We start from the raw sequence: 26,174 nt of genomic DNA on the forward strand, positions 1-26,174 counted from the left end.
GCTTTCCTCCTCTTCGCGGCGTGTCTAGTTGCGGAGCGGCCTGCCGGTTTCGAGCATGTGCTCGATCCGGGCGAGGCTGTCGGAATTGCGGATGAGCTTCATGAAGCCCGTGCGCTCCAGTTCGGACATGCGGTCTTCGCTGATGGTCTCGGTCGGGTCCGTTCCGTCGCCGGAGAGAATTTCCGCCAGCACGCCGGACACGACCCTGTCATGTTTCGTCGCCTTGCCGAGGCGGACGAAGGAATCCACCGCCATGTCGAGCGCAACCTTGCCGGAGGGGCCGGGCAGGACATAGGTCGCCGGCTCGGGCGGCTTGTAGTTTCCCGCCATTTTCAGGGCCTTGGCCTTGGCGTCGAACAAAAGCCGATAGCGGTTCATGGTGATTGCGTCGCCGGGACGCAAAATCATCATCTCCTGCGCTTCGGCGGCCGATTTCGCCACTGTCGCCGTGCTGATATATTCGAAGACCTTGCCGACCGCGGGCATCGGCCCTCTCGGAAGTCTGTTAGCTCTCTGCCAGCGCGCGAGCATTTCCTTGCAGCCGCCCCAGCCGGGGATGAGGCCGACGCCGACCTCGACCAGCCCGGCATAGGTCTCGGCATGGGCCTGGATGGCGTCGGAATGCAGCAGGATTTCGCAGCCGCCGCCGAGCGCCATGCCGGAAGGCGCGGCGACCACCGGGAAAGGCGCATATTTCAGCGTCTTGTAAGTGATCTGCCCCATGGCGACGAGGCCCTGGATGTCGTTCCAGCTCGCGATATTGGCGGCGAAAAGGGCGAGGCCGAGATTGGCGCCGACCGAGAAGTTCGAGCCCTCGTTATAGATGACGAGCGCCTTGTATTCCTTCTTCACCAGTTCGATCGTCTTGCCGAGCAGGGTGACGATGTCGGGGTCGAGCGAATTCATCTGGCTCGTGAATTCGAAACAGAGCACCCCGTCGCCGATGTCCCAGGCCGAGGCCGAGGCGTTTTTCAGCACCGGCTTCGACGTCAGCTTGACGTCGGCGAGCAGCAGCACGCCCTCGGGGCGATGCAGGGTCTTGTAATCCCCGGAAAGCGTCAGCGCCTGGCGCTTGCCGTCCTCGACCCGATAGAAGCTCTTGCCCCGCGCGGCGCGCAGGACCGGCGGGACGGCGCGGCCCTCCGCCTCCAGACGCGCGACGAACCAGTCGACGCCGATCTTGTCGATGAGTTCGAAGGGCCCGCTCTTCCAATTATAGCCGAGCCGCATCGCCTCATCGATCGACTCGATCTCGTCGGCGGCGTCGCCGACCAGCATGGCGGCATAGGTCAAAGTCTCGCTCATGACGGTCCAGGCGTAGCGGCCATGGACGCTGTCATGCTCGAAAAGTTTCGTCAGGCTTTTGCCGGAGTCCTCGATCGCCTCGACCCGCGCCTTTTTCTGCGCGCGATAGTCGCCGCTCTTGAGGTCGATCGCCTCCTTGCGCTTGCCCATTTCGCGATTGAGCCGATAGAAGCCGCCCTTGCCCTTGCGGCCGGTGTAGCCCTCCTTGATCATGCGCTCGATCAGGGGCGCGGGCCGGTTCATGGCGTGGAACGGGTCCTCCGGCGGCAATGAGGCCGCCATGCTGGCGTTGACATGCGGCATCAGGTCGAGGCCGATCAGGTCGAGCAGGCCGAACACACCGGTTTTGGGAACGCCGAAGGGCTTGCCGATGATCGCGTCGGCGTCCTCCACGTCCAGCCCCATGGCGAAAGCGGTGACCACCGCTGTTTGCAGCCAATAGACGCCGAGGCGGTTGGCGATGAAGCCCGGCCGGTCCTTGCAGGGCACAACGCCCTTGCCGAGGCGATAATCACAGAACTCTGTAAGCACCCTGACAGCGTCAGGATTATTCTTCGCGCTCGTCACCAGCTCCAGCAGGCGCATGTAGCGCGGCGGGTTGAAGAAATGGGTGATGACGAAGTCCCGCGCGAAACTTTCGGGCAGGCCTTCGGTCAGCTTGGCCAGCGGGATGGTCGAAGTGTTGGACGAGACGACGCTGCCCTTTTTGCGTCTGGCTTCGATCTTGGCGTAGAGCGCCTGCTTGACATCGAGCCTTTCGATCACGGCCTCGACGATCCAGTCGCATTCGGCGAGGAGGTCGAGATGGTCCGCGACATTGCCGGTCGTAACCAGTTTCGCCGCCGCCTTGCTCATGAAGGGCGCTGGCTCGGTTTTCAGCATTTTCGCCACGGCGCCTTCGGCGATGGCGTTGCGGTTGGCCGCGCCGGGCGGCACGATGTCGAGTAGGACGACCGGCGTCCCGGAATTGGCGACCTGGGCGGCTATGCCTGCGCCCATCACGCCGGCGCCGATGACGGCGACTTTGCCAATCTGAGCCATCACAAAGCCTCCAGAACGGTGGCGATGCCCTGGCCGCCGCCGATACATTGGGTGGCAAGCGCATACTTGCCCTTTTCGCGCTTGAGCAATTGCGCCGCCTTGCCGACGATGCGGGCGCCGGTCGCGCCGAGCGGATGGCCGAGCGCAATGGCGCCGCCGTCGAGATTGACCTGATCGGCCGAGAGCCCGAGGTCGCGCATCGAGGCGATCGCCTGGCTGGAAAAGGCTTCGTTCAGCTCCACCACGTCGAGTTGCTTGGCTTCCAGCCCGGCGCGCTTCAGCGCCTTGCGGCTGGCGCCGACCGGGCCGATGCCCATGATCGACGGCTCGCAGCCGGCGACGGCCACGCTTTTGATCGCGGCGAGAATTTCCAGGCCGTTTTTCTTCGCGTAATCCTCGGTGCAGACGAAAACGGCGGAAGCGCCGTCGGTGAGCGGCGAGGACGTGCCTGCGGTCACCACGCCTTCGGCATTGAAGGCCGGCTTCAGTTCGGCAAGGCCGTCAAGCGTCGCGTCGGGGCGGATGCAGCCGTCGAGCGACACCGTTCCCTTGCGCCCGACGATGGGGATGATCTCATCGACGAATTTGCCTTCCCTTTGCGCGGCGGCCGCCTTCTGCTGCGAGCGCAGCGCGAATTCCTCCTGTTCCTTTCGCGAAACCTGCCATTGCTGGGCGACATTTTCCGCCGTGTCGCCCATGCCCATGTAAGCCGCGGGCATTTTCGCCGCGAGTTCGGGATTCGGCATGGGATTGAAACCCATCATCGGCACGCGGCTCATGCTTTCGACGCCGGCGCAAATGAAAGCCTCGCCGGCGCCGATGGCGATCGAGCCCGCCGCCATATGGACCGAGGTCATGGACGAGCCGCAGAAGCGGTTGACGGTGACCGCGCCGAGCGACTTTGGCAGGCCGGCGATGAAACTGACGAGGCGCGCGACATTGAGGCCCTGTTCGCCTTCAGGGAAGGCGCAGCCGAGGATCAGGTCCTCGATGTCCTCAGGGTTGACGCCCGTCTTCTTGATCAGGCCGGCGATGACCTGCGCGGCCATGTCGTCGGGACGGACAGACGCCAGTTCGCCCCTTTTGGCGGGGGTGAAGGGCGAGCGGACATAGCCTGCGATGACTGTTCTGGTCATTCTTGTCTCCCGGAATCATTCTTTTGCGAAAGGTTGCGCCGTTCACGACGTCTTGACGCCTTTCCCGGCAAGCATTTCGGCGGTCGTACGCTCGACGTCGCGCAATTCGGCGAGGCTCGTTTCGACGTCGCGCAACTGGGTTTCCAGCCGCGCGATGCGCTCGCGCACTTTGCCGAGCAGATTGCGCATCTGGGCGACCCGGGTGGGATCGGCCTCGTAGAGGTCGAGGAATTGCTGAATGTCCTTGAGGCTGAAGCCCATGCGCTTGCCGCGCAAAATCAGGATCAGCCGGGCGCGGTCGCGCGGGCTGAATAACCGTGCCCCGCCCACGCGCTGCGGCGCGACGAGGCCCTTGGCCTCGTAGAAGCGGATGGCGCGCAAGGTGACGCCCAATTCGCCCGCAAGTTCAGCGATCGAAAAAGTTTTTTCCTTCACGGACGATCTTCCCGTCGGAATGGCGGCGGAGCCTCGGACGCCGACGCCGGACGCATCGCTTGGGTCATGCGGCATCGTCACTCGATACCCTCCCTGCACGCGAATCTTGCCGCGCGGCCAATGTTTGTTGACGTATACGTAATTTCTCGACGCCGACCTGTCAACGAAAAAGTTCATATCTGAACATAGTTGGATAAATATAATAAAAACAATTTATTGTCATGGTTGTGGTCGGGGCGTTCCGGTGCGTCGCGGGCAAATGGGGCAAAAATCCGTGCGTCGCGGCGAACCGACGGGTGTTTTGTCGCTCCGAATGGCCTAGCATTGGTCTCGATTGGGTTGACGTGGAGCGCGGATGGCAGCGCCGCCGTGGAGATCCAGGAGAATGCAAATGCGTTTGACTCTTGCCGTTGTCTTTTCTTGCCTGGCTTTCGGCGCCGCCGCGGCGGAGAACGCCCCGGCCCCGGGGCCTGCCGCGCCAGCGACCGCCGCCCCGGCGCCTGCCGCCTATAGCCCCGGTCTCTCCGACATCATGTCCGGCGCGCAATGGCGCCATTTGAAGCTCGGTTACGCCGGCGAGGTGAAAAACTGGCCGCTCGCGGCTTTTGAAGCCGCGCAAATGCGAAACAACTTCGTCAAAGCCGCGCAATATTTCCCCGAGTTCGAGAAAGTTCCGGTCGCGAAGCTCATCAAGCAGTTCAGCGAACCAGCGCTGGACGAGGTCGACGCCGCCATCAAGGCCAGGAACGCGACCGCCTTCCTGCAATCCTTCGGCCGCCTGACCGAGGCCTGTAATTCCTGCCACAAGGCCGCCGCCAAAGGCTTCATCAAAATCCGGGTGCCGACGTCCTCGCCCTTCAGCAATCAGGTGTTCCCGCCTGGACCGTGAGCGTTCGGATGTGGTGAGGTCAAAGCGCGCAATGACGGCGCTGTCCAAGCTACTGTTAGTTTCGAGGCAGCCTCTGAGGCGTTTCAAGCTCCTCCCGTCGCCGTTGCCAGAAATAAGCGGCGAGCGTCGCCAGTGACAAAATGGCGATAAAGATGGCGCCTATGGCGTTGATCTTGGGGCTGACGCCGAGCTTGACGCTGCCGAGCACCACCACGGGCAGCGGCGTCGCGCCGGGCGCGGAGACGAATTGGCTGGTCACGACATCGTCGAGGCTGAGCGAGAAGGCGAGCAGCCAGCCGGCGGCCAGCGCCGGGGAGATCACCGGCAGAGTGATCGCGAAAAACGTCTTGAGCGGCGAGGCGCCGAGGTCGAGCGCCGCCTCTTCGATGGTCGGATCGAAATCGGAAAGCCTTCCCGCGACGATCACCGCGACATAAGACAGAGCGAAGCTGACATGGGCGACGACCAGGGTCCAAAAACCTCGCTCGGACGGCCAACCAAGAATTTCGCCCATATTGACGAACAGCAGCAGAAGCGAGATCGCCATGACGATTTCCGGCATGGCGAGCGGGGCGAACACCAGGCCGGCGAACAGGGTTCGGCCGAAAAAACGCTTGTAGCGGGCGAGCGCAAAACCAGCGAGCGTCCCGAGCGCCAGGGCGAGGGTCGCTGTGACGAAAGCGAGCTTCAGGCTGAGCCAGGCGGCGCCGAGCAGCGCCGTGTCCGAGGCGAGTTCGACATACCAGCGCGTCGAAAAACCGGCCCAGACGGTCGCGAGTTTCGAAGCGGTGAAGGAATAGACCACCACCAGGACCAGCGGTGCATAAAGAAACGCGAGGCCGAGCGCGAGCATCGAACGGCGAAAAATGCCGGGCCCGGTCACGACGCGCCCTCCAGCCGGCGCGCGATCCATTGCAGGACAAGGAGCGGGACGACGAGAATCGCCAGCAGCAGAATCGCCACCGCCGAGGCGGTCGGCCAGTCGCGGTTCTGGAAAAATTCGTTTGAGAGCTGCGTGCCCAGCATAACGTAATTCTGGCCGCCGAGCAGGGTCGGCACGACATATTCGCCGCAGGCGGGAATGAAGACGAGCAGAACGCCCGACAGAACCCCCGGCCAGGACAGGGGCAGGATGATGCGGGAAAATGCCTTCCATTGTGGCGCGCCGAGGTCGCGCGCGGCTTCAGCGAGCGTCCAGTCGATTTTGACCAGATTGGCGTAGATCGGCAGCACCATGAAGGGCAGGTAATTATAAACCATGCCGATCTGCACCGCCCAATCGGTATAGAGAATGCTGGGTGGATGGGCGGGATCGACGAGATGGAGCGCGATCAGCGCCTGATTGATGAGCCCGGTCTCCTTCAAGAGATTGATCATCGCATAGGTGCGGATCAGCGACGAGGTGAAGAAGGGCAGGATGACGGCCATCAGCAGGATCTGGCGGCGGCGCGGCGGCTCCAGCGCCATGGCGTAGGCCATGGGATAGCCTAAGCCCAGACAAAGCAGGGCGGTGGTCGCGGCGATGCGGACGGAGTTCCGCAGAGCGACGGCATAAAGATCGTCGCTCAGGATCGAGCGGTAATTGTCGGGATTGAGCGAGCGCCAGTCGAGCGGATTGCTGTAGGGCGGAACGCTGTCCAACGCATGGGTGAGGCTGATCGCCAGCGACACCAGGAGCGGGGCGAGGAAAAAGGCGACGAGCCACGCATAGGGCAGGACCGCCGAGGGAAAGGCCTTATTTGATGCTCGCTCTGGCGTACGCCAACCGCTTGCCTTGTTGTCCGCGCCGCCGCTCATGCCCGCAACACCGTGATGGCTTCGGGCGGCCAGCAGACGCTCACGGCGTCGCCGATCTTGAAGCCCGGACCGCCGTGGACGGCGTTGAACTGCGCCGCGCGCAACAGCGCGCCGCCCTCGGCGCGCACGAAATAGACGGTGTGGTCGCCATAATAGGAAAGGGCCTCGACCGCGCCATGCTCCGCATTGGCGCGCGGCAGGCAATTCGCGCGCCGGGCGATGGTGATGTTTTCCGGACGAATCGAGGCCCAGAACACCCCCACGCCGAGCACCGGCGCGGCCGGGGCGAGAAAGGTCAGCACGCCCTCGCCGAGAAGGCCTTCGCCGCTCGCGCGGGCGGGCAGCAGATTGGTCGCGCCGACGAAGCCGGCGACGAAACGGTTGGCGGGCCGGGCATAGAGCGCACGCGGCGTATCGACCTGTTCGATGCGTCCCGCGTTCATCACCGCGACCCGCGAGGCGAGGGTCATCGCCTCATCCTGGTCATGGGTGACGACGACGAAGGTGACGCCGGTTCTCTTCTGCACCTCGAGCAAATGCATTTGCGTCGTTTCGCGCAATTTGCGGTCGAGCGCGGACAAAGGCTCGTCAAGCAGCAGAACCTTCGGCCTTTTGACGATCGCCCGCGCCAGAGCGACGCGCTGTTTCTGGCCGCCGGAAAGCTGGTGGGGCTTGCGGTCGGCGAAATCGCGCATGACGACGAGATCGAGGGCCTCGTCGGCGCGCCTGCGCAGCTCGGCTCCGCGCAAACCTTCCTGGCGCAGGCCGAATTCGATGTTTTTCGCCACGCTCATATGAGGAAAGAGCGCATAGGACTGGAACATCATATTGACCGGGCGGCGATGCGGCGGCGCGTCGGTCATGTCGGCGCCGTCGATCAGGACGCGCCCTTTGTCCGGCCGCTCGAAGCCCGCGATCATCCGCAGCAAAGTGGTCTTGCCCGAGCCCGACCCGCCGAGGATCGCGAAAAACTCGCCCGCCGCGATCGCCAGATCGACCCCCGTGACCGCCATGTCGCGGCCGAATTTCTTGGTCAGGCCCTCGACCTGGATCATCAAAGGCCCGTCTTGATCTTGGTCCACAGCCTCGTGCGCAGCTTTTCGGTCTGGCGGCTGGTTACGGTCAGAACGAAAAAGGTCTTTCTGACCTCGGGCGGCGGATAGATCGTCGGATCCTTGGCGATCTCGGGCAGAATATAGGGCAGGGCGGCGGCGTTGCCGCTGCGGCCGCCGACCGTATTGGCGGTGTCGGCCATCACGTCGGGGCGCATGACGTAATCGATGAAGGCGTGGGCGTCGGCGACATGAGGCGCGCCGGCGGGAATGGCGAGCGCGTCGAGATAGAGCAACGTCCCTTCCCTGGGGATGATATATTCGATGTGGAAGGGCTTTTTCGCCTCCTTCGCGCGCTTGGCGGCGATCTTGATGTCGGTCGAGTAGCCGAAGGCGATGCAGATGTCGCCATTGGCGAGATCGTTGATATAGCCCGAAGATTCGAATTTGCGGATCGAGGGCCTGATCGAGGTCATGACCGCGGCGGCGCGCTTGATGTCGTCGGGATTTTCGGAATTGGGGTCGAGCTTCAACCAGTTCAGGATCACCGGCAGCTCGTCGGTCGGGCTGTCGATCATCTCGACGCCGCAATCCTTGAATTTGTCGAGGATTTCCGGCTTGAAGATCAGGTCGTAGCTGTCGAACGGGGCGTCGGGCATGATCGCCTTGACCTTCTCGATATTGACCGCGATTCCATCCGTCGCGACGATCCAGGGAACGGCATATTTGTTGCCGGGATCGGATTTCGCCATAAGCTGCAAGATTTCAGGGTCGAGATTGCCCCAGTTCTTCAACAGCGACTTGTTCAGCGTCTGGTAGAGGCCGATTTTCGCGCCGCGCACGAGGAAGGGCGTGAAGGTGGGAACGGCGACGTCATAGCCCGAATTGCCGGCCGAAAGTTTCGCCTCCAGCGTCTCGTTCTGGTCGTAGGTGTCGTAATTGACTTTTATTCCGGTCTCTTTCTCGAAGCCCGGAATGACATGAGGGCCGATATAGTCGGTCCAATTATAGACATTGACGACTTTCTGCTGCGCGTTCGCCGCGCCCGCCACGCCCAGCGCGAGCAAAATCGCGCCCGCCAATCCGCCCCAACGCGCCATTCGTGAGCCCCGTCGCCTTATCGTCCGCGCGGCCATAATTCCCTGCTTCGCGCCGGCGCGCAACCGCTGCGTCAAGGCTTGCGGGATCAGGACGCGGGGCCGGCCGCCACGGCGGTTGCGCCGAAAAGCTCCTCGATTTTCTGCGACTTTTCCGGCCGCCGCACCACGGCGAGGCTGTCGCCGCCGCGAACCAGAGTTTCGGGATCGGGTTGCAGGAGGGTTGCGCCGTCCTTTTTTTCCAGCGCCACCACCAGGAAGGCGCCGGCGCCGAGTTGCTCGATGCGTTCGACCGTCAGGCCGGCGCAGCGGCTGCCGGCCTCGACTGTCGCAACCTCGATGTCGAGTCCCAAACCTTGGAGGTCGAAGGCGAGCCGGTCGAGATTGCCGCCGCGCGCCCTGGAGATCAGCCGCGCCACGTCCTGATGCAGCAGAAGCTCGGCGACGCGCTCGGCGCCGATTCGGGCGGGCAGGACAACGCGATTGGCGCCGGCATGGATCAGCTTGCTTTCGGTCGAGGGCAGTTCGCCGCGTGCGATGATCGTCAGGTCGTGATTGAGGTTGCGCGCGCTCAGGGTAATGAAGACATTGGCGGCGTCCTCCGGCAGAACGGTGGCGAGCGCCCGCGCCCGCATCACGCCAGCCTGCCGCATGGTCTCCTCGTCCGTCGCGTCGCCCTGGATGAAATGATAGCCGGCCTTGCGAGCGGCGGCGACGCGCTCCTCGCTATGGTCGATCACGACGAAAGGGCTGTGGCCGGCCTTGAGTTCATGGCACAGCATCTGCCCGATCCGGCCGAATCCGCAGATGACGACGTGACTGGAAAGCTTGTCGATCTCTTTCTGCATGCGTCGCGTTCCGAAAAACTGTTGAAGCTGGCTGGCGGCGATCAGCTGGAACATGCTGCCGGTCAGGAATATCATGCCGGTGCAGCCGACGATGATCAAAATTTCGGTGATGGCGCGAAGGGCCGGCGTATCGACCGGATGAACCTCGCGGTAACCGACCGAGTAAATGGTCAGCACCACCATGTAGAATGCGTCGCTTACGCTCCATCCGGCGGCAATATAGGCAAGCGCGGCCGCCAGGCCGACGACGAGCATGAATGTGACGCCCGCGACCAGATTGCGCAATGGCGAGGCGAGCAACGGCTCCATGAGATTCCCTGTTCCAGCGTGAAGAGCCTAGCGCCGCGAGCTTTGCCGCCGGATTGACCCATCGCAAAGAAGGCAAATCAAATCTTCGCAAAGACCGCAAGCCGCGCCTTGAGTTCCGGGATGGCCCAGGACAGGCTGTGGTCCGCCTCGTCGTTGAGGTCGTGGGCGCGGAACATCTCGTCGGTATATTTGGTGAATTTCAGCGGGTCGGCATTGGCCACCCGCGCGATCCCGCGCCGGCGCTTAGCGGCGTATTCTTCATAGGACTTGTCGAAATAGTGGTTCACCTGCGCGGCCGACCAGTCCAGCTCGTCGGAAAGACCGTGAGTCGCCATGGCGAGAGGCGCGCCCGAGGCGAGCGCCGAGCGCCCGACCGCGATGGTTGGGGCGTGCATGTGAACATTGGTCGCGCAGCGCGGCCGGAAGAGACATTTGACGTGGCGGTTGACGTCCGCCCGGGCCGAGGCGGCGTGCGAAAAACGCTCCAGCACCAGGCCGGGCTCGAAAGTCTTGTGGCCGGACGAGCCGAAAATGCGCCAGTTCACCGCAACGCAGGAAATGTCCGGCGCGAAGCCCGCGAGAAAGGAATTGACTGGCGCGCGCGATTTTATGTTGAGGAATTCGTCGGCGTCGAGAAACATGATCCAGTCGGTCGCGCATTTCAACGTCGCGTCGACATAGGCGCGGAACTGCGGCGAGTCGGGAACATTGCGCCATGGATTGTGCTCGTCGATGATTCCCGCCTTTTTCAGCCGGTCGAGGACTTCGGGAGTGGAATCGTCGCTGTCGTTCTCGTAAGCCACGATGCGGTCGAAGCCAATCATGCGATGGAACAAAGCCCATTCGGCGAGATAGGGCGCTTCGTTCTTGACGATGACGCAGAGCGTGCTCGACATGGCGGGACCGGCTGGCGTCACAGGCCGGGCGACCGCTGGCGAAGCAGGCCCGGAACGATGCGGCCATAGGGGCCGAACCCGTCGAGGGCATGGTTGCAGGCGGCCGGCGCGCAATGATAGGCCATGCCCTGCGCATGGGCGCTTGCATGAGCGAATCCGTAAACGGCGCGGTGATCGCCGCGAATGACGGCGTGGTTGGCGCGCAGGAAGGCGTCGGCGGCGGCCTGGTCCAGGCCCCAATTGACGCAAAATCCGCCCCAGGCGTCGGCTTCGGCGACCAGACGCACCGCCTCGGTCCGGGCCGAGGCGCTCGCCGCGCAGGCGGGAAGGGCGACGGTCAGCGCGGCGGCCGCGGCGGCGAAAATCGGGGTTCTTTTCATGTGCCGGGCTCCGAGGCTGCGACGCCGGGAGCTTATTTCACTTCAGCAGCATGATAAAGGTCTGGCTCTCGCCTGGCCGGCTCACGACCAGCCGGCGCAGGCCGAGATAGCGCACGAGGCGCAGTTTGTCGCCGGTCCGGAAGCGGGCGCATTGCCCCGCGGCGACCTGATCGTCGATGAATTTTTCCGCCGTCTCGCGGTCCTGATCGACGTAAAGGTCGATCCAGCGCTTGATGAGGCTCGCGTCCTTGCAGCCGAACAAAGGGCTCCGCATGACGCAGATATCGCCGATCCGGCAGCCTTCGGTCGCCAGCGCAGGCGCCGGCGAAGCAGAGGTCATGGCAATTGCGATGGCGAGGAACAGGCTTGTCTTCATCCGGCGCGTCATGTTTCCCGCGCCGCCGGGATTGCGGCGCCAGCGTTTGATCTGCATAGCGCGCCGGGATTGCGCGAGGCTGGCGTTAGAGCGTTTTACGACCATATCGACGCAATCCGCCGAGGGGATTTCGCGCCGTGGCCAGGAGGGTGGCGACGGCCGTGTCGGGGACACGGCCGAGCCGGCCGACGCCGCGAAAGCCCCCGGCCCGAAGGGTTCGCTTTCGGCGGACGCCCGGCGACGCGCGCGCCTCGACCGCATCCACAATGCGCTCTTCGGCGCGCGCTTGCCGGATCGTCTCCCCGAAAACGAACAGATTGCGTCGATATGGTCGTAAAACGCTCTAATGCCCCTCGAAGGCGATCAGCGAGCGCACCGGGACGCCGAGATCGCGGATTTTCTGCGCGCCGCCGAGTTCCGGCAGGTCGACCACGAAACAGGCGGCGACGATGTCGGCGCCCTTCTGGCGCAACAGTTTTACAGCGCCTTCGGCGGTGCCGCCGGTGGCGATCAGATCGTCCACCAGAACGACCTTTTCGCCCGATTTCACAGCGTCGTCATGCATTTCCATCTCGTCCACGCCATATTCGAGGGAATAGGCGACCGAGACCGTCAGATGGGGCAGCTTGCCCTTCTTGCGAATCGGGATGAAGCCGGCCGAGAGCTGATGGGCCACCGCGCCGCCCAAAATGAATCCACGAGCCTCCATGCCGGCGACCTGATCGATCTTGCGGCCGGCGAAGGGCTGCACCAGCTCGTCCACCGCGCGCCGGAAGGCGCGGGCGTCGCCGAGCAAGGTGGTGATGTCGCGGAACATGATTCCCTTTTTGGGATAATCGGGAATCGTGCGGATGATGGTTTTGAGATCGGTCTCGAAAGTCATGCGGCGCTCTCTTTTCGGGCGGTGGCGAAGCGGGAAGGGCGCCCCTCAATCGAACAGGCTGGAGACGCTTTCTTCCTTGGCGGTGCGCGCGATCGCTTCGCCGATCAATGGGGCGATGCTGATGACGCGGACGTTTTTGGAGACGCGAACCGCCTCGGTCGGCAGGATCGAATCGGTGATGACCAGTTCCTTGAGCCGCGACGACGAGATGCGCGCCACCGCCCCGCCCGAGAGCACGCCATGAGTGATATAGGCCCGCACATCCGCCGCCCCCGCCTCGATCAAGGCGTCGGCGGCGTTGCACAAGGTGCCACCGGAATCGACGATGTCGTCCACCAGAATGCAACTCTTGCCTTTCACGTCGCCGATGATGTTCATGACTTCGGATTCGCCGGCGCGCTCGCGCCTCTTGTCCACGATGGACAGCGGCGCATTGATGCGCTTGGCGAAAGCGCGGGCGCGCACCACGCCGCCGACATCGGGCGACACCACCATGACATTGGCGAGATTGGAGTTCGCCTGAATGTCGCGCACCAGAACCGGCGCGGCGAACAGATTGTCGGTCGGGATGTCGAAAAAGCCCTGGATTTGTCCGGCGTGGAGATCGACGGTGAGGACGCGGTCGGCCCCGGCGCGGGTGATGAGATTGGCGACCAGTTTCGCGGAAATCGGCGTGCGGGGGCCCGGTTTGCGGTCCTGCCGGGCGTAACCGAAATAGGGGATGACGGCGGTGATGCGCCGCGCCGAGGCGCGCCGCAAGGCGTCGATCATGATCAACGCCTCCATCAGATGGTCATTGGTCGGTGCGGAGGTGGACTGGACGACGAAAGTGTCCTGGCCGCGCACATTTTCCTGAATTTCGACGAAAATCTCCATGTCGGCGAAGCGCCGCACCTGACATTTCGTCAAAGGCATGCCGAGATAGGCGGCGATCGCTTCGGTCAGGGGCCGATTCGAATTGCCCGCCAGAATTTTCATTGTCCCAGCCATTACGCAGCCCTTGCCAGGTCCGATTGCGCGGGCGTCTTAGCAGGGGGGGGAGCAATGAACAATACGACAGCCGAAGCTCGTCGTGATTTTGTCAAAGACGGCTGGCGCGCTCAGCGATCCGCCGCATAGGACAAAGCCTGCCGCGCAGGCGTGGCGGGCGCCGCCGGCGCCGCGACGGCTTTGGCGGCGTCGCCCGCGTTCTGCGCCGTGACCGCCGCATCATGCGCGGCGGCAAGCGCCTCGGGCGTGTTGGAGAGATAGGCCGCGAGTTCGTCGGCGCTGCGCCCGGCAAGCGCGGCGAGGGCGGCGGAATCAACCAGTTGCCACGGATCCTGGGCCGAGCCGCGCAGCGCGATTTCATCGTTCAGGCGTTGCGCGCGATGGTCGTGGTGGTCGTAAATGTCCCAGACATAGGTCAGCCGGGCGCCGCCATCGACCGGAATCGCCGCGAGATAGCCCTTGGCCAGATAGCGCGCGCCGGCCGGATTGGTCAGCGCCACGTCCGCCTTGGCCGCGTCGGCGTCGAAATAGGCCATGAACTGATTTTCGAGCGGCGAGGGCGCGCCGTGAATTCCGACCACCGCCAGGGCCGCGGGGCGAGGGCTGTAGCCCGAAGGGACGATCTGGGCGTCTTGCGCCGAGACGGCGGCGGGGCTGACGTGATCGTTGCAGCCCGAGAGCAGGAGCGCGACTGCGCCCACGCCGGCCAAGGGGAGCAAGCCGCGAAGAACCGCCGAAAATGCCGCCATGAAGTCTCGCCCCGTCGATTATTGACGATTCATTAACGTCATAGCTAGCCGCAAATGAGGCGAAGGTCTAGCCTGCCGCGATTCCGTCGGGCCCTCCCGCCTTGGCCATCGATGATCGCGCGCGACAGCGACAGGCCTATGCCACTTTTCGGAAATCGCGCTTAAGCATGAATTCGTTGGCTCGCCAACGAATTCATGCTTAGATTCTTTTGATTTAGCAGGATTTTTGTCCGAAAACCGGTCACCACTTTTCGGAAATCCCGCTTGGATTGGCGCCATGAGTCGCTTGAAAAACCCCATTGACGCGCCGCCGCAGGGAATCTTCGAGCCCGGCGCGGCGGACGACGCCGGGCCGGCCGCGGATTTCGCCCAAGAAGCGGTCGATGAGAGCTCGAGCGTCGAGCTCGATCTCGACGCCGAGCCCGCCGCATCCTTGTTCAAGCGGGGCCTGCGCGCGATCCACGAACATTGGAAGCACGCCCCGATGGGGCCGGGCGTCTATCGCATGATCGGCGAGAACGGCGCGGTGCTTTATGTCGGCAAGGCCAAGAGCCTGCGCAGGCGCGTCGCCTCCTATACGCGGTTGACGGGCCACGCCAACCGCATTGCGCGCATGATCGCCCTTACCGAGTCGATGGTTTTCGTCTCGACCCGCACCGAGGTCGAGGCTTTGCTGCTCGAAGCCAATCTCATCAAGCAGCTTAAGCCGCGCTTCAACGTGCTGCTGCGCGACGACAAGAGCTTTCCCTATATCCTGCTGACGAAGGACGAGCGCGGCGCGCAGCTCGCCAAGCATCGCGGCGCGCGCAGCCGGAAAGGCGATTATTTCGGGCCCTTCGCCAATGTCGGGGCGGTCAACCGCACCCTGAACGTTCTGCAGCGCGCCTTTCTTCTGCGCTCCTGCGAGAATTCCTTCTTCGACAATCGCACGCGGCCCTGCCTGCTTTACCAGATCAAGCGCTGCTCGGGCCCTTGCACCGGGGAGGTTTCGGCGGAAAATTACGATGAACTGGCGCGCGAGGCGCGCGATTTCCTCGCCGGGAAATCCCGCGCCGTGCGCGAGCGCCTGGCCGAGGAGATGAACGCCGCCGCCGAAGAGCTGGAGTTCGAGCGCGCCGCAAGGCTGCGGGACCGCATCGCCGCGCTGGCTGCGATCCAGGGCCAGCAGGGGATCAACCCGCGCACGGTCGCGGAGGCCGACGTCTTCGCCCTCCATGAGGAGGCGGGGCAGTTCTGCGTCGAGGCGGTTTTTTATCGCGCCTTCCAGAACTGGGGCAATCGCGCCTATTTCCCGCGCGCCGACAAGAGTCTTTCGGCCGGCGAGGTGCTCGGCTCGTTCATCGGCCAGTTTTACGCCGAGCGGCCGGCGCCGAAACTGGTCCTGCTCTCTCACGCCATCGACGAGGCGGCCTGGCTCGCGGAGGCCCTGTCGGAGCGCCAGGAGCACAGGGTCGAGATCCTCGTCCCGCAGCGCGGCGAGAAGCGGGAAATGGTCGTGGACGCCCATAACAACGCCCGCGAGGCTTTGGGGCGGCGGCTCGCCGACAGCGCCAGCCAGATGAAACTCCTGGAGGCGCTCGGCGCCGCCTTCGGCATGGAAAAGCCGCCGCGCCGGGTCGAGGTCTATGACAATTCCCACATCATGGGCAGTTCGGCAATCGGCGCGATGATCGTCGCCGGCCCGCTCGGCTTCATGAAGACCCATTACCGGACCTTCAATATCAAGGGCCCGGTCACGCCCGGCGACGATTACGCCATGATGCGCGAGGTCTTGTCGCGCCGCTTCGCCCGCCTGCTCAAGGAGGCGGAAACGCCGGACGCGTCAGATCCCGACGCCTTTCCCCAGGCCCCCGACCTGATCCTGATCGACGGCGGACGCGGCCAATATGACGCGGTGCGCGCCGTGCTCGACGATCTGGGCGTGACCGGCGTGACCCTCGCCGCCATCGCCAAGGGCGCCGACCGCAACGCCGGCCGCGAGAGCTTTTTCGTCGCCGGGCGCGAGCCGTTCAGACTGGCGCCGCGCGATCCCGCGCTTTATTTCGTCCAGCGCCTGCGCGACGAGGCCCATCGCTTCGCCATCGGCACGCATCGCGCGCGGCGCAAGAAGGAATTCGCCAAAAACCCGCTCGACGAGATCGCCGGCGTCGGTCCGGCGCGCAAAAGGGCGCTGCTCCAGGCTTTCGGCACCGCCAAGGCCGTGGCGGCGGCGGCTTTGGCCGATCTCGAAAAAACGCCGGGCCTTTCCGCCGCCACCGCGAAGCTGGTGTTCGATCATTTCCACGAAAAGGGGTGAAGCGCCTTGACGCGGCGCGCTTAAAAAGCTTCCCTCCCGCCATGTCGTTCAGCCACGCCCGCTCCGGCTCCCGCCGCGCCTTGAACCTGCCGAACATCCTCACCTTCGGCCGGGTCCTGATCGTTCCGGCCGTGGTCGCCTGCCTGTTCTGGCCGGACAATTTCACCCTGCGCTGGACCGCGCTTGGGCTGTTCGTCGTCGCGGCGGTGACCGATTTCTTCGACGGCTATCTCGCCCGCGCCTGGGAGCAGCAATCGGCCTTGGGGCGGATGCTGGACCCGATCGCCGACAAGCTTCTGGTCTCGGCGGTTTTGCTGATTCTCGTCGCCGACGGCACGATCAAGAGCTGGTCCTTATGGGCGGCCATCGTGATTCTTTGCCGCGAAATCCTGGTGTCCGGCCTGCGCGAATTTCTCGCCGAGCTGAAGGTGTCGGTGCCGGTGAGCAGGGTCGCCAAATGGAAGACGGCCATGCAGATGATCGCGCTCGGCTTTCTCATCGCCGGCCGGGCGGGGGAGGTCGTGTTGCCCGGCACCGAGCGCATCGGCCTCGGCCTGTTGTGGCTGTCCGCGCTTTTGACGCTATATACCGGCTGGGACTATTTCCGCGCCGGCATCAAATATGTGGTCGAGGAATGAGGCTCATCTATTTCGCCTCGCTGCGCGAGCGCATCGGCAAGAATGCCGAAGAGGTCGATTTGCCGCCGCAGGTGCGCACCATCGCCGAACTGATCGCCTGGCTCGCCGCCCGCGACGAGGCCTATGCCGCGACCTTCGCCGACACAATCGTCCGCGCCGCGATCGACAAGAAACACGCCAAGCTTGAGGCAAGCGTCGTGGGCGCGCGGGAAATCGCCTTTTTCCCGCCGATGACCGGGGGCTGAGGGCGAATCCTTAAGACCTGCGGGCCGCCCGCATGGATTCGGCCATGCGTGAACGGAGCGACCGGTTCAACATCCTGATGCTCCTGCGATGGCGCAAGGTATCGTAATCGAGGAACTTTTCCGCCGCGATCCGGATCGCGCCCATCAAAAGCATCCAGACGATATTATAGGCCCAGACGAAGCCGATCAGGGTCCAGGAGATCGGGTGAACCGGCCAGCCGACGGCGCAGATCGCGACCGCAAGCGCCTGGGTCGCCACGATCGCCCAGAACAGGGGCGCGGCCGGGAAAGGCCTTTCGAAGAACCATCGTTCGGTGCGGGTCACGAACAGCAGCAGATGGCCGCCGGCGACAAGCTGGAGGAACATCATGGTTTGCAACTGGGCCGTGCTCGTCAGGCCGAAGGCGGCGCTGTGGGCCGAATGGCCGAGGATTTCGAAACCGGCCAGGAGCAGGCCGAAGGATTGAACGATCGAGAAGAAGCCGAGCGTCGCGGAAACGCCCAGGAGCTTGGGCATTTGCCAACGGATGGGCCGTTCGCTGACGCGGACTTTGTCATAGGCGATGGCCATGATCGGAACGTCGTCGAGCAGGGAGATGACGACGATCATGATCGCGGTCAGCGGCTGGAAATTCAGGAAGATCGACGACAGCACGACCAGGAACATGATGTCCATCGTCAGCGCGACGCGATAGATCGTATAGCTGGTGATGCGCCCGAAGATGCGCCGCGCCTCGTCGATGGCGCTGTTGATGACCGAAAGCCCCGGCGCGGTGAGGATGAGGGAGGCCGCGCCGCGCGCCGCGTCGGTCGCGCCGGACACCGCGGTGCCGCAATCCGCCTGTTTCAGCGCCGGGACGTCGTTCACGCAGTCGCCGGTCATCGCCACGATATGGCCGCGCGATTGGGTAGTGTCCTAATTTGCCTCTGGTAGAGGGTACAGCAGTCGCACCCTTTTTCCCTCCTCGGCGGCCCGAGCGATCCAACCGACAACCGCGCGGTAAAAGCGGGCTTCGTCTCCGCACGCCTTCAAATCAATTTCGTCCGGCATTAAAAACATGCCGGACGAAATTGGTCTGTAGTCCAAGGAATAGGTTCCAGATGGATGCTTATTTATCTTAAACTCTATGATTGAGTCACTTGCTTGCATAGACCGTCTCCTCACTTCGTCGTCGCCTCGACCAACTCTTCCAATGACCACAGGCGCGAGCTTACACCCGCCGCCATCGCTGGCGTAGTCCTGAGCGTCTTGTGGAGCCGGACAAAATTGTAATGAGCGAAATGCAGTCCAACCGCCGCGCGATGGTTCTCGACCTTCTTTGAGAAGCCATTCGTCAGGCGAGTGAACCGGCGCATACTCATTCGCATCGTCAGGTTTTGACGCTCAATCATGCTGGTGGGGATATGGGCACGATCCGGCGCGCCAGCGATAGCCGTCCGTTCCGACCGCCCAACCTTGGGAGGGCTGTAGCGACCGGGGCCAATGGGCTCGGCTTCGTAGAATTTAACTGCCTGCCCGTAGTCCACGTCCGCGCCGAAAGCCTGCTCAACAGCGTCAACATAGGAGCTGAGCGCATCGGATGAAATCTGGACGCGGTTTGCCAGCCGCTCGGAGAGGTCAGTCATGAACGCGATAGCGTTGGACTTCGACCGCTTGCCGACCAAATAGGACGGGATCAGCTTCGTATCTGGATCAATGGCGACGAAGGTCCATTGATCGCCAACGCGCGTCTTGTCGTCGTCCTTACTGACTTGGCGCTGCTTCTTTCCGACGTAGGCCCAGATTTCATCGACCTGGATACGCTTGCAGGGCAAATCGTGCATTTCTTCATCCAAGAGCTTGGCGCAGCCGTTTCCGACCTCGACCATAAGCCGCATGATCGTGTCGCGATGCGTTTCGGTCATTCGCTCCGTTGAACGGATCGAATTGCCTTCGACCAAGGCCCCGATGATCTGAGTGCGGCGAGCGAGGGAAATGCGGTTCATTTCGATCTCCTTCAATAACAAAAATGTACCCACAAATAACACACATATCAACTTTTAAATTGCTTTTGTGTGTCGTTTGTGGGAACAATAAGCCTTGACGGGGAAACGAGAATGCAGAAAACTGAATTTATGAAGCTGCGCCTTCAAATCGATGAGAAACGAGCCTTCGAAGAATCCGCAGAATTGGCAGGCATACCATTGTCAGCATGGGTGCGAGAGAGACTGCGCCGCGCAGCGCGTATCGAGCTTGAAGATGCCGGACGGCAGGTTCCGTTCGCTAGACTTAGACGGGACGAAAAATAATGGATCACGCATCTACAGGGCTAAATTTTGAAGAGCGAGGAATAGCTGACGCTATCGCTCAACGAACTCTGCGCGTTCCACTCAATCAACGACCGTACGCGTGGACGGAGGAGGAGGTTCAAACTTTAGTCGATGACTTGTATCGCGCTTTTGATGAAGGAGCAACAATATATTTTCTTGGAACTATTGTTTTGACGCGCGGAAACAATAAGCAATGGGAGGTCGCTGACGGACAGCAAAGGCTTGCAACAACATCTATTTTAATTGCTGCTGTAAGAGATTTTTTGATTGAGCTTGGAGACGACGCAGGGGCAGCAAAATACCAATCTACATTTCTCCTAGACTATGACCCAAGAAAGAAGGATTTTAGTCCAAAATTCTATTTGAATTATGAAGACCACGACTTTTTTCTATCCACAATTTTGAAGCCGCCAAAAGAACGAAAGGTCTTCGCGGGACAGCATTTTAACTCACACGATAGATTAGCTGCCGCTGCAAAACTGGCATCCAACCATGTTCGAAAGATGGTTGCAGCTTTTCCGTTAAACGAAAAGGCATCAAGGCTATACGATTGGATCGACTTTTTGCGCGAAGCTGCAAAAATAATTATTATCATGGTTCCTGGTAAGGTTGGCAACGCATTCAAAATGTTTGAAACGTTGAATGCGCGCGGAATGGAAGCGTCTCAACTTGATATTCTCAAAAACTTTTTATTTGACCTCGCAAAGGACAGACTTGCCGAAGTTCACCCGCGTTGGATTCAAATGATTTCAACCATCGAAGGTTTGGGAGAAGACGGACTGCTTCTAAAGTTTGTGCGACATTTTTGGATATCTCAGCACGGCCCGACAACTGAACGCGATCTTGGATCGTCCGTGGAAGCATTTGTCAAAAGCGAGCGTCAGGCGGCTGAAATTATTACCGCACTTTCTTCTAACGCTTCCGATTACGTTGCAATCCTAAAGCCGCGCGATCATCCACGATGGAATGAACTTAGTCGAACAGCTAAGGGCTCTCTTTACACCATTAGCCATGAATTGGGTGGCGAACAAATAAGGCCTTTAATCCTTGCTGTCGCCAGGAATTTTCCAGCCAAAGAGGCCGAGAAGGCCTTTGAAATAATGGTATCGTGGTCCGTTCGCTTTCTCATAGCAGGGGGCGGCGGCGGTGGCGTTTTAGATAAGAATTATGGATCTAGAGCGCGTGAAATAACAAAAGGCGAGCTCACGACGGCTAAACAGCTTAAAGAAAGAATGTCTGAGGTTGTTCCAAACGATGAAGTATTTAAACGGGCGTTTTCAAGCGCGACTGTTCGAAAGAACAACCTAGCGAGATATTATCTAAAAGCGTTAGAGTTATATGTTAAGGATGAAACTCGGCCGCAATTACTACCGAATGAGGACACATCAGCAGTGAATCTTGAGCATGTATTGCCCGTCACACCATCTGAGGATTGGGATATCGAACCAGATATCGCCAGTGCATATTATAAGCGCATCGGAAACATGGCACTCCTAAATTCTAGGCAAAACGTCGATTTGGGAAACAAGTCATTTGTCGAAAAAAAGCCGATCTTAAAAATAAGTCCGTTTATATTAACTAGTGAAATTGCAAAACAAAGAACTTGGGGACCAAAACAAATCGAAAAACGACAGGCCGAACTTGCCGAATTTGCCGTGAAGGTATGGCCAATATGAAAGACGAAGATATTTATCAGCTTCGCTTGACCGTTGAATCCCAACACGGCGGAACGGCGATTCATGTCCAATCGGTTCCGGTCAAAGAGACTTTCTCTGGCCAAACTGTCTGGGAAGGCGTCGTGCATGTCTTCGACCTCGCCGACAATCCTAAGGCCACGCGCGCCTATGCGTGGTCTTCGCCGATCGAGGGAAGCGACAAGCGAAGGTTCTTTACCGTGCTACATATGGGCGGCATAAGGTCGCCAGCGGATGCGGTGAGGGCCGCGATCGTGGCAGAGGCGAGGGCTAAGAATGGCTGATAGAGTGGATTACTATCGAGGCTATGAGCCTGACCTGAAATTGGTTGACCGGCCTCGCGGCCCTTGATTCCCTTGGTTTGCAACAACTTTGGGAGATTCGCGATGCCGTGGAGCGAGGCCGATCGCGCGAAGTATGAAGTCATTCGGGCGCGCTATTCAAGCGATATGTCGGAGGCCGAACTGGCGCTGATTTCGCCGCTGTTGCCGCCGCCCAAACGGCGCGGACGCAAGCCGACAGATGCCCAGATCATTCTCAACGCCTTGTTTTATTTGATCCGCTGCGGCTGCCCATGGCGATATCTGCCGAAGGATTTTCCGCCGTTCACGACCGTGCAAAACCGCTTCTACGCGTGGCGCGACAGCGGCGTGTGGGCGCAAATCATCAGCGTTCTCGTGATGGACGCCCGCGAAGCGGAAAGCCGTGAGGCCGCGCCGACGGCTGTCGTCGTCGACAGCCAATCTGTCAAGACGACGGAAGCCGGCGGCCCCCGTGGTTTCGATGCGGGCAAGAAGGTCAAGGGGCGCAAGCGCCATCTCGCCGTCGACACGATCGGTCTGCCCATCGAATGCCAGATCACGACCGCCGACGTGCAGGACCGCGACGCTCTCGCGCCGTTGCTGAAGGCCGTGCATCGCAAGAGCCCGTGGGTGAAAATGTCCTTCGTCGACGGGGGTTATCAGGGTGATGAAGCCAAGCGCGCAGCCTTCGAGGCGAGCCGCATTTCCATCACCGTCGTCAAGCGAACCGATAAAGAGGTGAAAGGATTTACGGTGCTGCCGAAACGCTGGGTCGTCGAAAGGACGCTCGGTTGGATCAATCGCGCGCGCCGTCTGTCAAAAGACTTCGAGGCGACCATCGAATCCGCCCTCGCGTGGCTGCAATTGGCCCTGGCTTTCCTTCTCATGCGAAGGCTGGCGAGGGCAAAAGCCAGTCAGAATTGAAATTCGAGTCGGGTTCTATGACATAGCTCTTTACTACCTTCACCGGCCAAAAGCGCGTGCGCAAATCCGTGAAGGGGACGGGCTGCCCCCGATCCATGATGGGCCGCTGGAAAAAACCCCAGAACTCGCTCTGCAAAAAGCGAAGGAGATTATTGACGAGAAACTCGCCACCTTGAAATCAAATTAGGACACTACCCAATTTGCGCTTCGCTTGCGGTAACTCGGGGCAGGGGGACGCAGGGGGATGGGGTTCAGCATTCTGGGAGGCCTTTTGCCGCTGAAACGCCGCGAGGCTTTGAAGGACGCCTTCGCGGGCCTGACTCTTGCCTCGATGAACGCGCCGCAGGTTCTCGGATATACGCGAATCGCAGGAACGCCGGTCGTCACCGGGCTCTATACCGTTCTGCTGCCGCTCGTCGGCTTCGCGCTGTTCGGATCGTCGCGCCATCTGGTGGTGGCCGCGGATTCCGCCACCGCCGCGATCTTCTCCAGCTCGCTGTCGCGCATGGCGCCGGCGGCAAGCGAGAAATATATGGCGCTCGTCGGCATGCTGACCTTGCTGACGGCGCTCCTGCTGCTGCTCGCCCGAATTTTCAAGCTGGGATTCCTCGCGGATTTCCTGTCCCGCACGGCTTTGGTCGGCTTCCTGACGGGCGTCGGAATCCAGGTCGGGGTCGCCATGCTGCCCGACATGCTGGGCGTCAAGGCGGAGTCCCACCGCACGCTCGTCCAGTTCTGGGACGTCCTGCTCGGCCTGCCGCGGCTCAATCAGTTCGATCTTGGCCTGTCGGTTCTGGTTGTCGGCGCGATCCTGCTGGGCAAGCGCTTCACACCGCATTTCCCGGTCGCGATGATCGTCGTCCTCGGCATGATCGCGGCCAGCGCGGGTTTCGATTTCGCCAGCCATGGCGTGGCTTTGATCGGCCCGGTTCCCGGCGGCCTGCCGTCTTTGCGCTGGCCCGACGTGTCCTTGCAGGAGACGCTCGCGCTTCTGCCCGTCGCGGGCTCCTGTTTCGTGATGATCATCGCGCAAAGCGCTGCGACCTCGCGCGTCTATGCCCTGCGTCACAAGGAGCGGGTGGACGAAAACGCCGACATTCTCGGCCTCGCCGCGGCCAATGCCGGCGCCGCGCTCACGGGCGCCTTCGTCGTCAACGGCAGCCCGACCCAGACCGCGATGGCCGACAATGCCGGAGCCCGCAGCCAGGTCGCGCAGCTGACCTTCGCCGCGATCGTCGCCGTCGTGCTGGTCGCCCTGACCGGCCCGCTGCAATATCTGCCGCATTGCGTGCTGGCGAGCATCGTCTTCACCATCGCCGTCGGCATGGTGGACATCAAGGGTCTCAAGGCGATTCTGAAGGAGGACGCCGGCGAGTTCCGCCTCGCCGCGCTGACCGCGGCGGCCGTTCCCGGAATCGGGGTCGAGCAGGGCATCCTGCTGGCGATCGCGCTGTCGCTGGTCCGCCACGTCCGGCATTCCTACCGGCCGCAAATTTCGATCCTGGCGCCTAACGCCCTCGGACGCTGGGAGCCGACGCGGGCAAGGCCCGGCCTGCAAACGGCGCCGGGCCTGATCGTCTACCGCTTCGCGGCCGATCTGTTCTACGCCAATGTCGATCGTTTCGCCGACGAGGCGCGCGACCTCATCGCCGCGGCGCCGTCGCCGATCCGCCATTTCGTGATCGACGCTGGCGCGCTGACCGATATCGACTTCTCCGCCGCGCGAAGCCTTCGCGATCTGCTCGCCGAACTCGCGACCAAAAACGTCGAAGTCGTCATGGGCCGCGTCAGCGCGGACCTGCGCAATGATCTCGATCGTCACGGGATCGTGGAGGCGCTCGGCGCCGACAGGATTTTCTCCACGCTGCATCAGGCGCTGACGGCTGTTGGAATCGATCCGAATGCGATGGAGCGCGCCAATACGCGCCCATGACCCGGAGGTTCATGCTCTCTTTTGCCGCCCATGGCATGAGCGCGGCCGGAGGAATGAACGGTTCTCGTGGTCGAAACGACGGTCGAGGCGACGCCTTGCTGGTTTCATCCCGACCGAATTGGTCTTTCCGCGGGCGATGCGCCGGCTATAAACTGCGCCAGACCTTTCCCTCTCTCCCGGGCCAAGCAAAGATCGCATGCCTCGCCATAATGTTCGCGTCCAGCCGCAAGATTTCGACGCCGCCGCCGAGAGCGCGGCGCTGACGCGGGGGCGCGCCGATATCGGCGCCGTCGTCAGTTTCATCGGCCTGTGCCGCGACGAGGCCGGGACGCTCGAAGCGCTGGAGCTTGAGCATTATCCAGGCATGGCGGAGGAGGAGATCGACCGCATCGTCGACGAGGCCGAGAGCCGCTGGCCGTTGCTCGGCGTCACCGTGATCCATCGCACCGGCAAGATCCTGCCCGGCGAGCAGATCGTGCTCGTTCTCTGCGCCAGCGCCCATCGCGCGGCGGCTTTCGCGGCGGCGGAGTTCCTGATGGATTTCCTCAAAAGCCGCGCGCCATTCTGGAAAAAGACGCATCGCGCCGACGGCAGTCAGGGAGACTGGGTCGCGGCGAAGGACGACGACGAGGCCGCGTTGAAGCGCTGGAGCCCAGAATAGCGAGCCGTTGGCGTATGCCAGAGCGAGCGGACCAAGCTTAGCGAGCGGTTGGCGCATGCCAGAACGAGCGTTGACCAAGAACCTCGAGCGGTTGGCGCATGCCAGAGCGAGCGTTGACCGGCGCCCGGGCGCCGGCCCGCCTTAAAGCCGCTCGATCTTGCGGGCCGCTTCGTCGATGATGTCGGCGACCTCGAACAGGAGCTTCTTGTCCGCCGCTTCCGCGAGGCGCTGCTGCAAAGCCGTGCGCAGATTGTTCATGGCGCGGGCGACAGGGCCGGCCTCCATCGGCATGACACGCTCGCCGACGGCGTCGAGCCGCGCCAGAACCGCGTTGGCCTCGGTCCGGTTTTCGTCGAGGAACGCCTTGCCGGCTTCGGTCAGGCGAAATTGCCTTTTGGCGCCTTCGGATGCTTGAGCCTCGATCTGGCCGGTTTCCTCCAGCAGAGCAAGCGTCGGATAGACGATGCCGGGGCTTGGCGCATAGGCGCCGCCGGTGCGGGTTTCGATTTCGCGGATCAGGTCATAGCCGTGGCGCGGCTCGGTCTCCATGAGTGCCAGGAAGACGAGCTTCAGCGCGCCGCCCTCGAACATCCGGCGCTTCTCGCCGCGCCCGAAGCCATGGCGTCCGAGCGACCCTTCGGCCCCCTCGAACATCTGGCGGCCGCGCCGGAAATGACGGCCGAACGGCCCCTCGCTCATGCCCTGTTCCCTTTCGCCGAATTCCGGTCCGCCGCGCTGAAAGCCATGGCCGCGGCCCTTGAATTGTCCGAGCATGTATTATCTCCGATATATCTTTTTGAGGTGGATGAAAAGCCGGTGCGCGCCCAATTCCTTCATGGGGCCGGCGCCGGACCCAGAGCGGAATGTTCTATTCCGCTTTAGATAGGTAAAGATATATCTTAGATATAAACGCCGTCAAGGGCCGGACAAAGAAAAACGGCCGCCCGAACGGACGGCCGCCTTACACATGCAAATTTCGCTGGTGCGC

General features: G+C 62.0%; 27 protein-coding genes. 10 read left to right on the plus strand and 17 right to left on the minus strand.

All coding sequences use genetic code 11. The features are described from left to right. Positions 1-24 precede the first annotated feature (24 nt). From K2U94_RS08155 to K2U94_RS08165, 3 genes are read right to left on the minus strand one after another with little or no spacing between them, the layout of a single operon-like run. Positions 25-2,346, minus strand: a complete 2,322-nt coding sequence (locus K2U94_RS08155; RefSeq protein ID WP_243066740.1) for a 3-hydroxyacyl-CoA dehydrogenase/enoyl-CoA hydratase family protein — start codon at positions 2,344-2,346, stop codon at positions 25-27. Continuing rightward, on the minus strand, positions 2,346-3,482 hold the full coding sequence (locus tag K2U94_RS08160; RefSeq protein ID WP_243066741.1) for a thiolase family protein: 1,137 nt from the start codon (positions 3,480-3,482) through the stop codon (positions 2,346-2,348). The genes K2U94_RS08155 and K2U94_RS08160 overlap by 1 nt, the downstream gene beginning before the upstream one ends. A gap of 42 nt (positions 3,483-3,524) precedes the next feature. Next, complete coding sequence (locus tag K2U94_RS08165; RefSeq protein WP_243066742.1) at positions 3,525-3,917, minus strand: MerR family transcriptional regulator; 393 nt, start codon at positions 3,915-3,917, stop codon at positions 3,525-3,527. A 391-nt stretch (positions 3,918-4,308) separates the two neighbouring features. Between K2U94_RS08165 and K2U94_RS08170 the strand changes: the two genes are divergently transcribed. Then, complete coding sequence (locus tag K2U94_RS08170; RefSeq protein ID WP_243066743.1) at positions 4,309-4,806, plus strand: hypothetical protein; 498 nt, start codon at positions 4,309-4,311, stop codon at positions 4,804-4,806. 55 nt (positions 4,807-4,861) lie between these two features. Here the strand turns inward: K2U94_RS08170 and K2U94_RS08175 are convergent, their stop codons facing one another. From K2U94_RS08175 to K2U94_RS08225, 11 genes are all read right to left on the minus strand, one after another. Continuing rightward, positions 4,862-5,659, minus strand: a complete 798-nt coding sequence (locus tag K2U94_RS08175; protein WP_252393775.1) for an ABC transporter permease subunit — start codon at positions 5,657-5,659, stop codon at positions 4,862-4,864. Between the two features lie 26 nt (positions 5,660-5,685). Then, positions 5,686-6,603 (minus strand): ABC transporter permease, encoded by a 918-nt coding sequence (locus tag K2U94_RS08180; RefSeq protein WP_243066745.1) that lies wholly within the window; start codon positions 6,601-6,603, stop codon positions 5,686-5,688. After that, the gene (locus K2U94_RS08185; RefSeq protein ID WP_243066746.1) at positions 6,600-7,658 is read right to left on the minus strand and encodes an ABC transporter ATP-binding protein; all 1,059 of its coding nucleotides are present in this window, start codon (positions 7,656-7,658) and stop codon (positions 6,600-6,602) included. Before K2U94_RS08185 ends, K2U94_RS08180 begins: the two co-directional genes overlap by 4 nt. Further along, positions 7,658-8,755 carry an extracellular solute-binding protein gene (locus tag K2U94_RS08190; RefSeq protein WP_243066747.1) on the minus strand — a complete coding sequence of 366 codons (1,098 nt, stop codon included), beginning with the start codon at positions 8,753-8,755 and terminating at the stop codon, positions 7,658-7,660. Before K2U94_RS08190 ends, K2U94_RS08185 begins: the two co-directional genes overlap by 1 nt. An 86-nt stretch (positions 8,756-8,841) precedes the next feature. Beyond that, entirely contained in the window at positions 8,842-9,909 is a 1,068-nt protein-coding gene (locus K2U94_RS08195) for a potassium channel family protein (protein ID WP_243066748.1), read from the minus strand. Between the two features lie 77 nt (positions 9,910-9,986). Then, a complete protein-coding gene (locus K2U94_RS08200; RefSeq protein ID WP_243066749.1) occupies positions 9,987-10,805 on the minus strand; it encodes a glycosyltransferase family 2 protein in 819 nt (272 codons plus the stop codon). A gap of 17 nt (positions 10,806-10,822) precedes the next feature. Continuing rightward, entirely contained in the window at positions 10,823-11,185 is a 363-nt protein-coding gene (locus K2U94_RS08205) for a hypothetical protein (protein ID WP_243066750.1), read from the minus strand. 37 nt (positions 11,186-11,222) lie between these two features. After that, entirely contained in the window at positions 11,223-11,618 is a 396-nt protein-coding gene (locus K2U94_RS08210) for a hypothetical protein (protein WP_243066751.1), read from the minus strand. 286 nt (positions 11,619-11,904) lie between these two features. Further along, positions 11,905-12,444 (minus strand): adenine phosphoribosyltransferase, encoded by a 540-nt coding sequence (locus tag K2U94_RS08215; RefSeq protein WP_243066752.1) that lies wholly within the window; start codon positions 12,442-12,444, stop codon positions 11,905-11,907. 45 nt (positions 12,445-12,489) lie between these two features. Beyond that, positions 12,490-13,422, minus strand: a complete 933-nt coding sequence (locus K2U94_RS08220; RefSeq protein ID WP_243066753.1) for a ribose-phosphate pyrophosphokinase — start codon at positions 13,420-13,422, stop codon at positions 12,490-12,492. 122 nt (positions 13,423-13,544) lie between these two features. Continuing rightward, complete coding sequence (locus K2U94_RS08225) at positions 13,545-14,183, minus strand: hypothetical protein (RefSeq protein ID WP_243066754.1); 639 nt, start codon at positions 14,181-14,183, stop codon at positions 13,545-13,547. Positions 14,184-14,460: 277 nt separating this feature from the next. On the opposite strand from K2U94_RS08225, the gene uvrC reads away from it, so the two are divergent. Genes uvrC through moaD form a run of 3 tightly spaced genes read left to right on the plus strand, consistent with a single transcriptional unit; the run spans position 14,461 to position 17,362 of the window. Then, entirely contained in the window at positions 14,461-16,479 is a 2,019-nt protein-coding gene (gene uvrC / locus K2U94_RS08230; RefSeq protein ID WP_243066755.1) for an excinuclease ABC subunit UvrC, read from the plus strand. Positions 16,480-16,520: 41 nt separating this feature from the next. Then, the gene (pgsA, locus tag K2U94_RS08235; protein WP_243066756.1) at positions 16,521-17,117 is read left to right on the plus strand and encodes a CDP-diacylglycerol--glycerol-3-phosphate 3-phosphatidyltransferase; all 597 of its coding nucleotides are present in this window, start codon (positions 16,521-16,523) and stop codon (positions 17,115-17,117) included. Further along, on the plus strand, positions 17,114-17,362 hold the full coding sequence (moaD, locus tag K2U94_RS08240; RefSeq protein ID WP_243066757.1) for a molybdopterin converting factor subunit 1: 249 nt from the start codon (positions 17,114-17,116) through the stop codon (positions 17,360-17,362). Before pgsA ends, moaD begins: the two co-directional genes overlap by 4 nt. Positions 17,363-17,372: 10 nt before the next feature. Here the strand turns inward: moaD and K2U94_RS08245 are convergent, their stop codons facing one another. Further along, a complete protein-coding gene (locus tag K2U94_RS08245) occupies positions 17,373-18,230 on the minus strand; it encodes a cation transporting ATPase C-terminal domain-containing protein (protein WP_243066758.1) in 858 nt (285 codons plus the stop codon). A 293-nt stretch (positions 18,231-18,523) separates the two neighbouring features. After that, positions 18,524-19,348, minus strand: coding sequence for a hypothetical protein (locus tag K2U94_RS08250; protein ID WP_243066759.1), 825 nt, complete (start codon positions 19,346-19,348; stop codon positions 18,524-18,526). A gap of 111 nt (positions 19,349-19,459) precedes the next feature. Between K2U94_RS08250 and K2U94_RS08255 the strand changes: the two genes are divergently transcribed. From K2U94_RS08255 to K2U94_RS08280, 6 genes are all read left to right on the plus strand, one after another. Further along, positions 19,460-19,651: a plasmid mobilization protein gene (locus tag K2U94_RS08255; protein WP_243066760.1), complete on the plus strand. Its 192-nt coding sequence runs from the start codon at positions 19,460-19,462 to the stop codon at positions 19,649-19,651. Further along, the gene (locus tag K2U94_RS08260) at positions 19,651-21,348 is read left to right on the plus strand and encodes a DUF262 domain-containing protein (protein ID WP_243066761.1); all 1,698 of its coding nucleotides are present in this window, start codon (positions 19,651-19,653) and stop codon (positions 21,346-21,348) included. The genes K2U94_RS08255 and K2U94_RS08260 overlap by 1 nt, the downstream gene beginning before the upstream one ends. Then, entirely contained in the window at positions 21,345-21,650 is a 306-nt protein-coding gene (locus K2U94_RS08265) for a hypothetical protein (protein WP_243066762.1), read from the plus strand. The genes K2U94_RS08260 and K2U94_RS08265 overlap by 4 nt, the downstream gene beginning before the upstream one ends. A gap of 102 nt (positions 21,651-21,752) precedes the next feature. Then, positions 21,753-22,592, plus strand: a complete 840-nt coding sequence (locus tag K2U94_RS08270) for an IS5 family transposase (RefSeq protein WP_243065792.1) — start codon at positions 21,753-21,755, stop codon at positions 22,590-22,592. Between the two features lie 271 nt (positions 22,593-22,863). Continuing rightward, a complete protein-coding gene (locus tag K2U94_RS08275) occupies positions 22,864-24,525 on the plus strand; it encodes a SulP family inorganic anion transporter (RefSeq protein ID WP_243066763.1) in 1,662 nt (553 codons plus the stop codon). Between the two features lie 196 nt (positions 24,526-24,721). After that, a complete protein-coding gene (locus K2U94_RS08280; RefSeq protein WP_243066764.1) occupies positions 24,722-25,186 on the plus strand; it encodes a molybdenum cofactor biosynthesis protein MoaE in 465 nt (154 codons plus the stop codon). A 141-nt stretch (positions 25,187-25,327) separates the two neighbouring features. Here K2U94_RS08280 and K2U94_RS08285 read toward each other — a convergent pair whose 3' ends face one another. Then, complete coding sequence (locus K2U94_RS08285; RefSeq protein WP_243066765.1) at positions 25,328-25,960, minus strand: PadR family transcriptional regulator; 633 nt, start codon at positions 25,958-25,960, stop codon at positions 25,328-25,330. Positions 25,961-26,174: the final 214 nt, after the last annotated feature.

Origin of the sequence: Candidatus Rhodoblastus alkanivorans (assembly GCF_022760755.1) — a bacterium.
GTDB classification, from domain to species: domain Bacteria; phylum Pseudomonadota; class Alphaproteobacteria; order Rhizobiales; family Beijerinckiaceae; genus Rhodoblastus; species Rhodoblastus alkanivorans.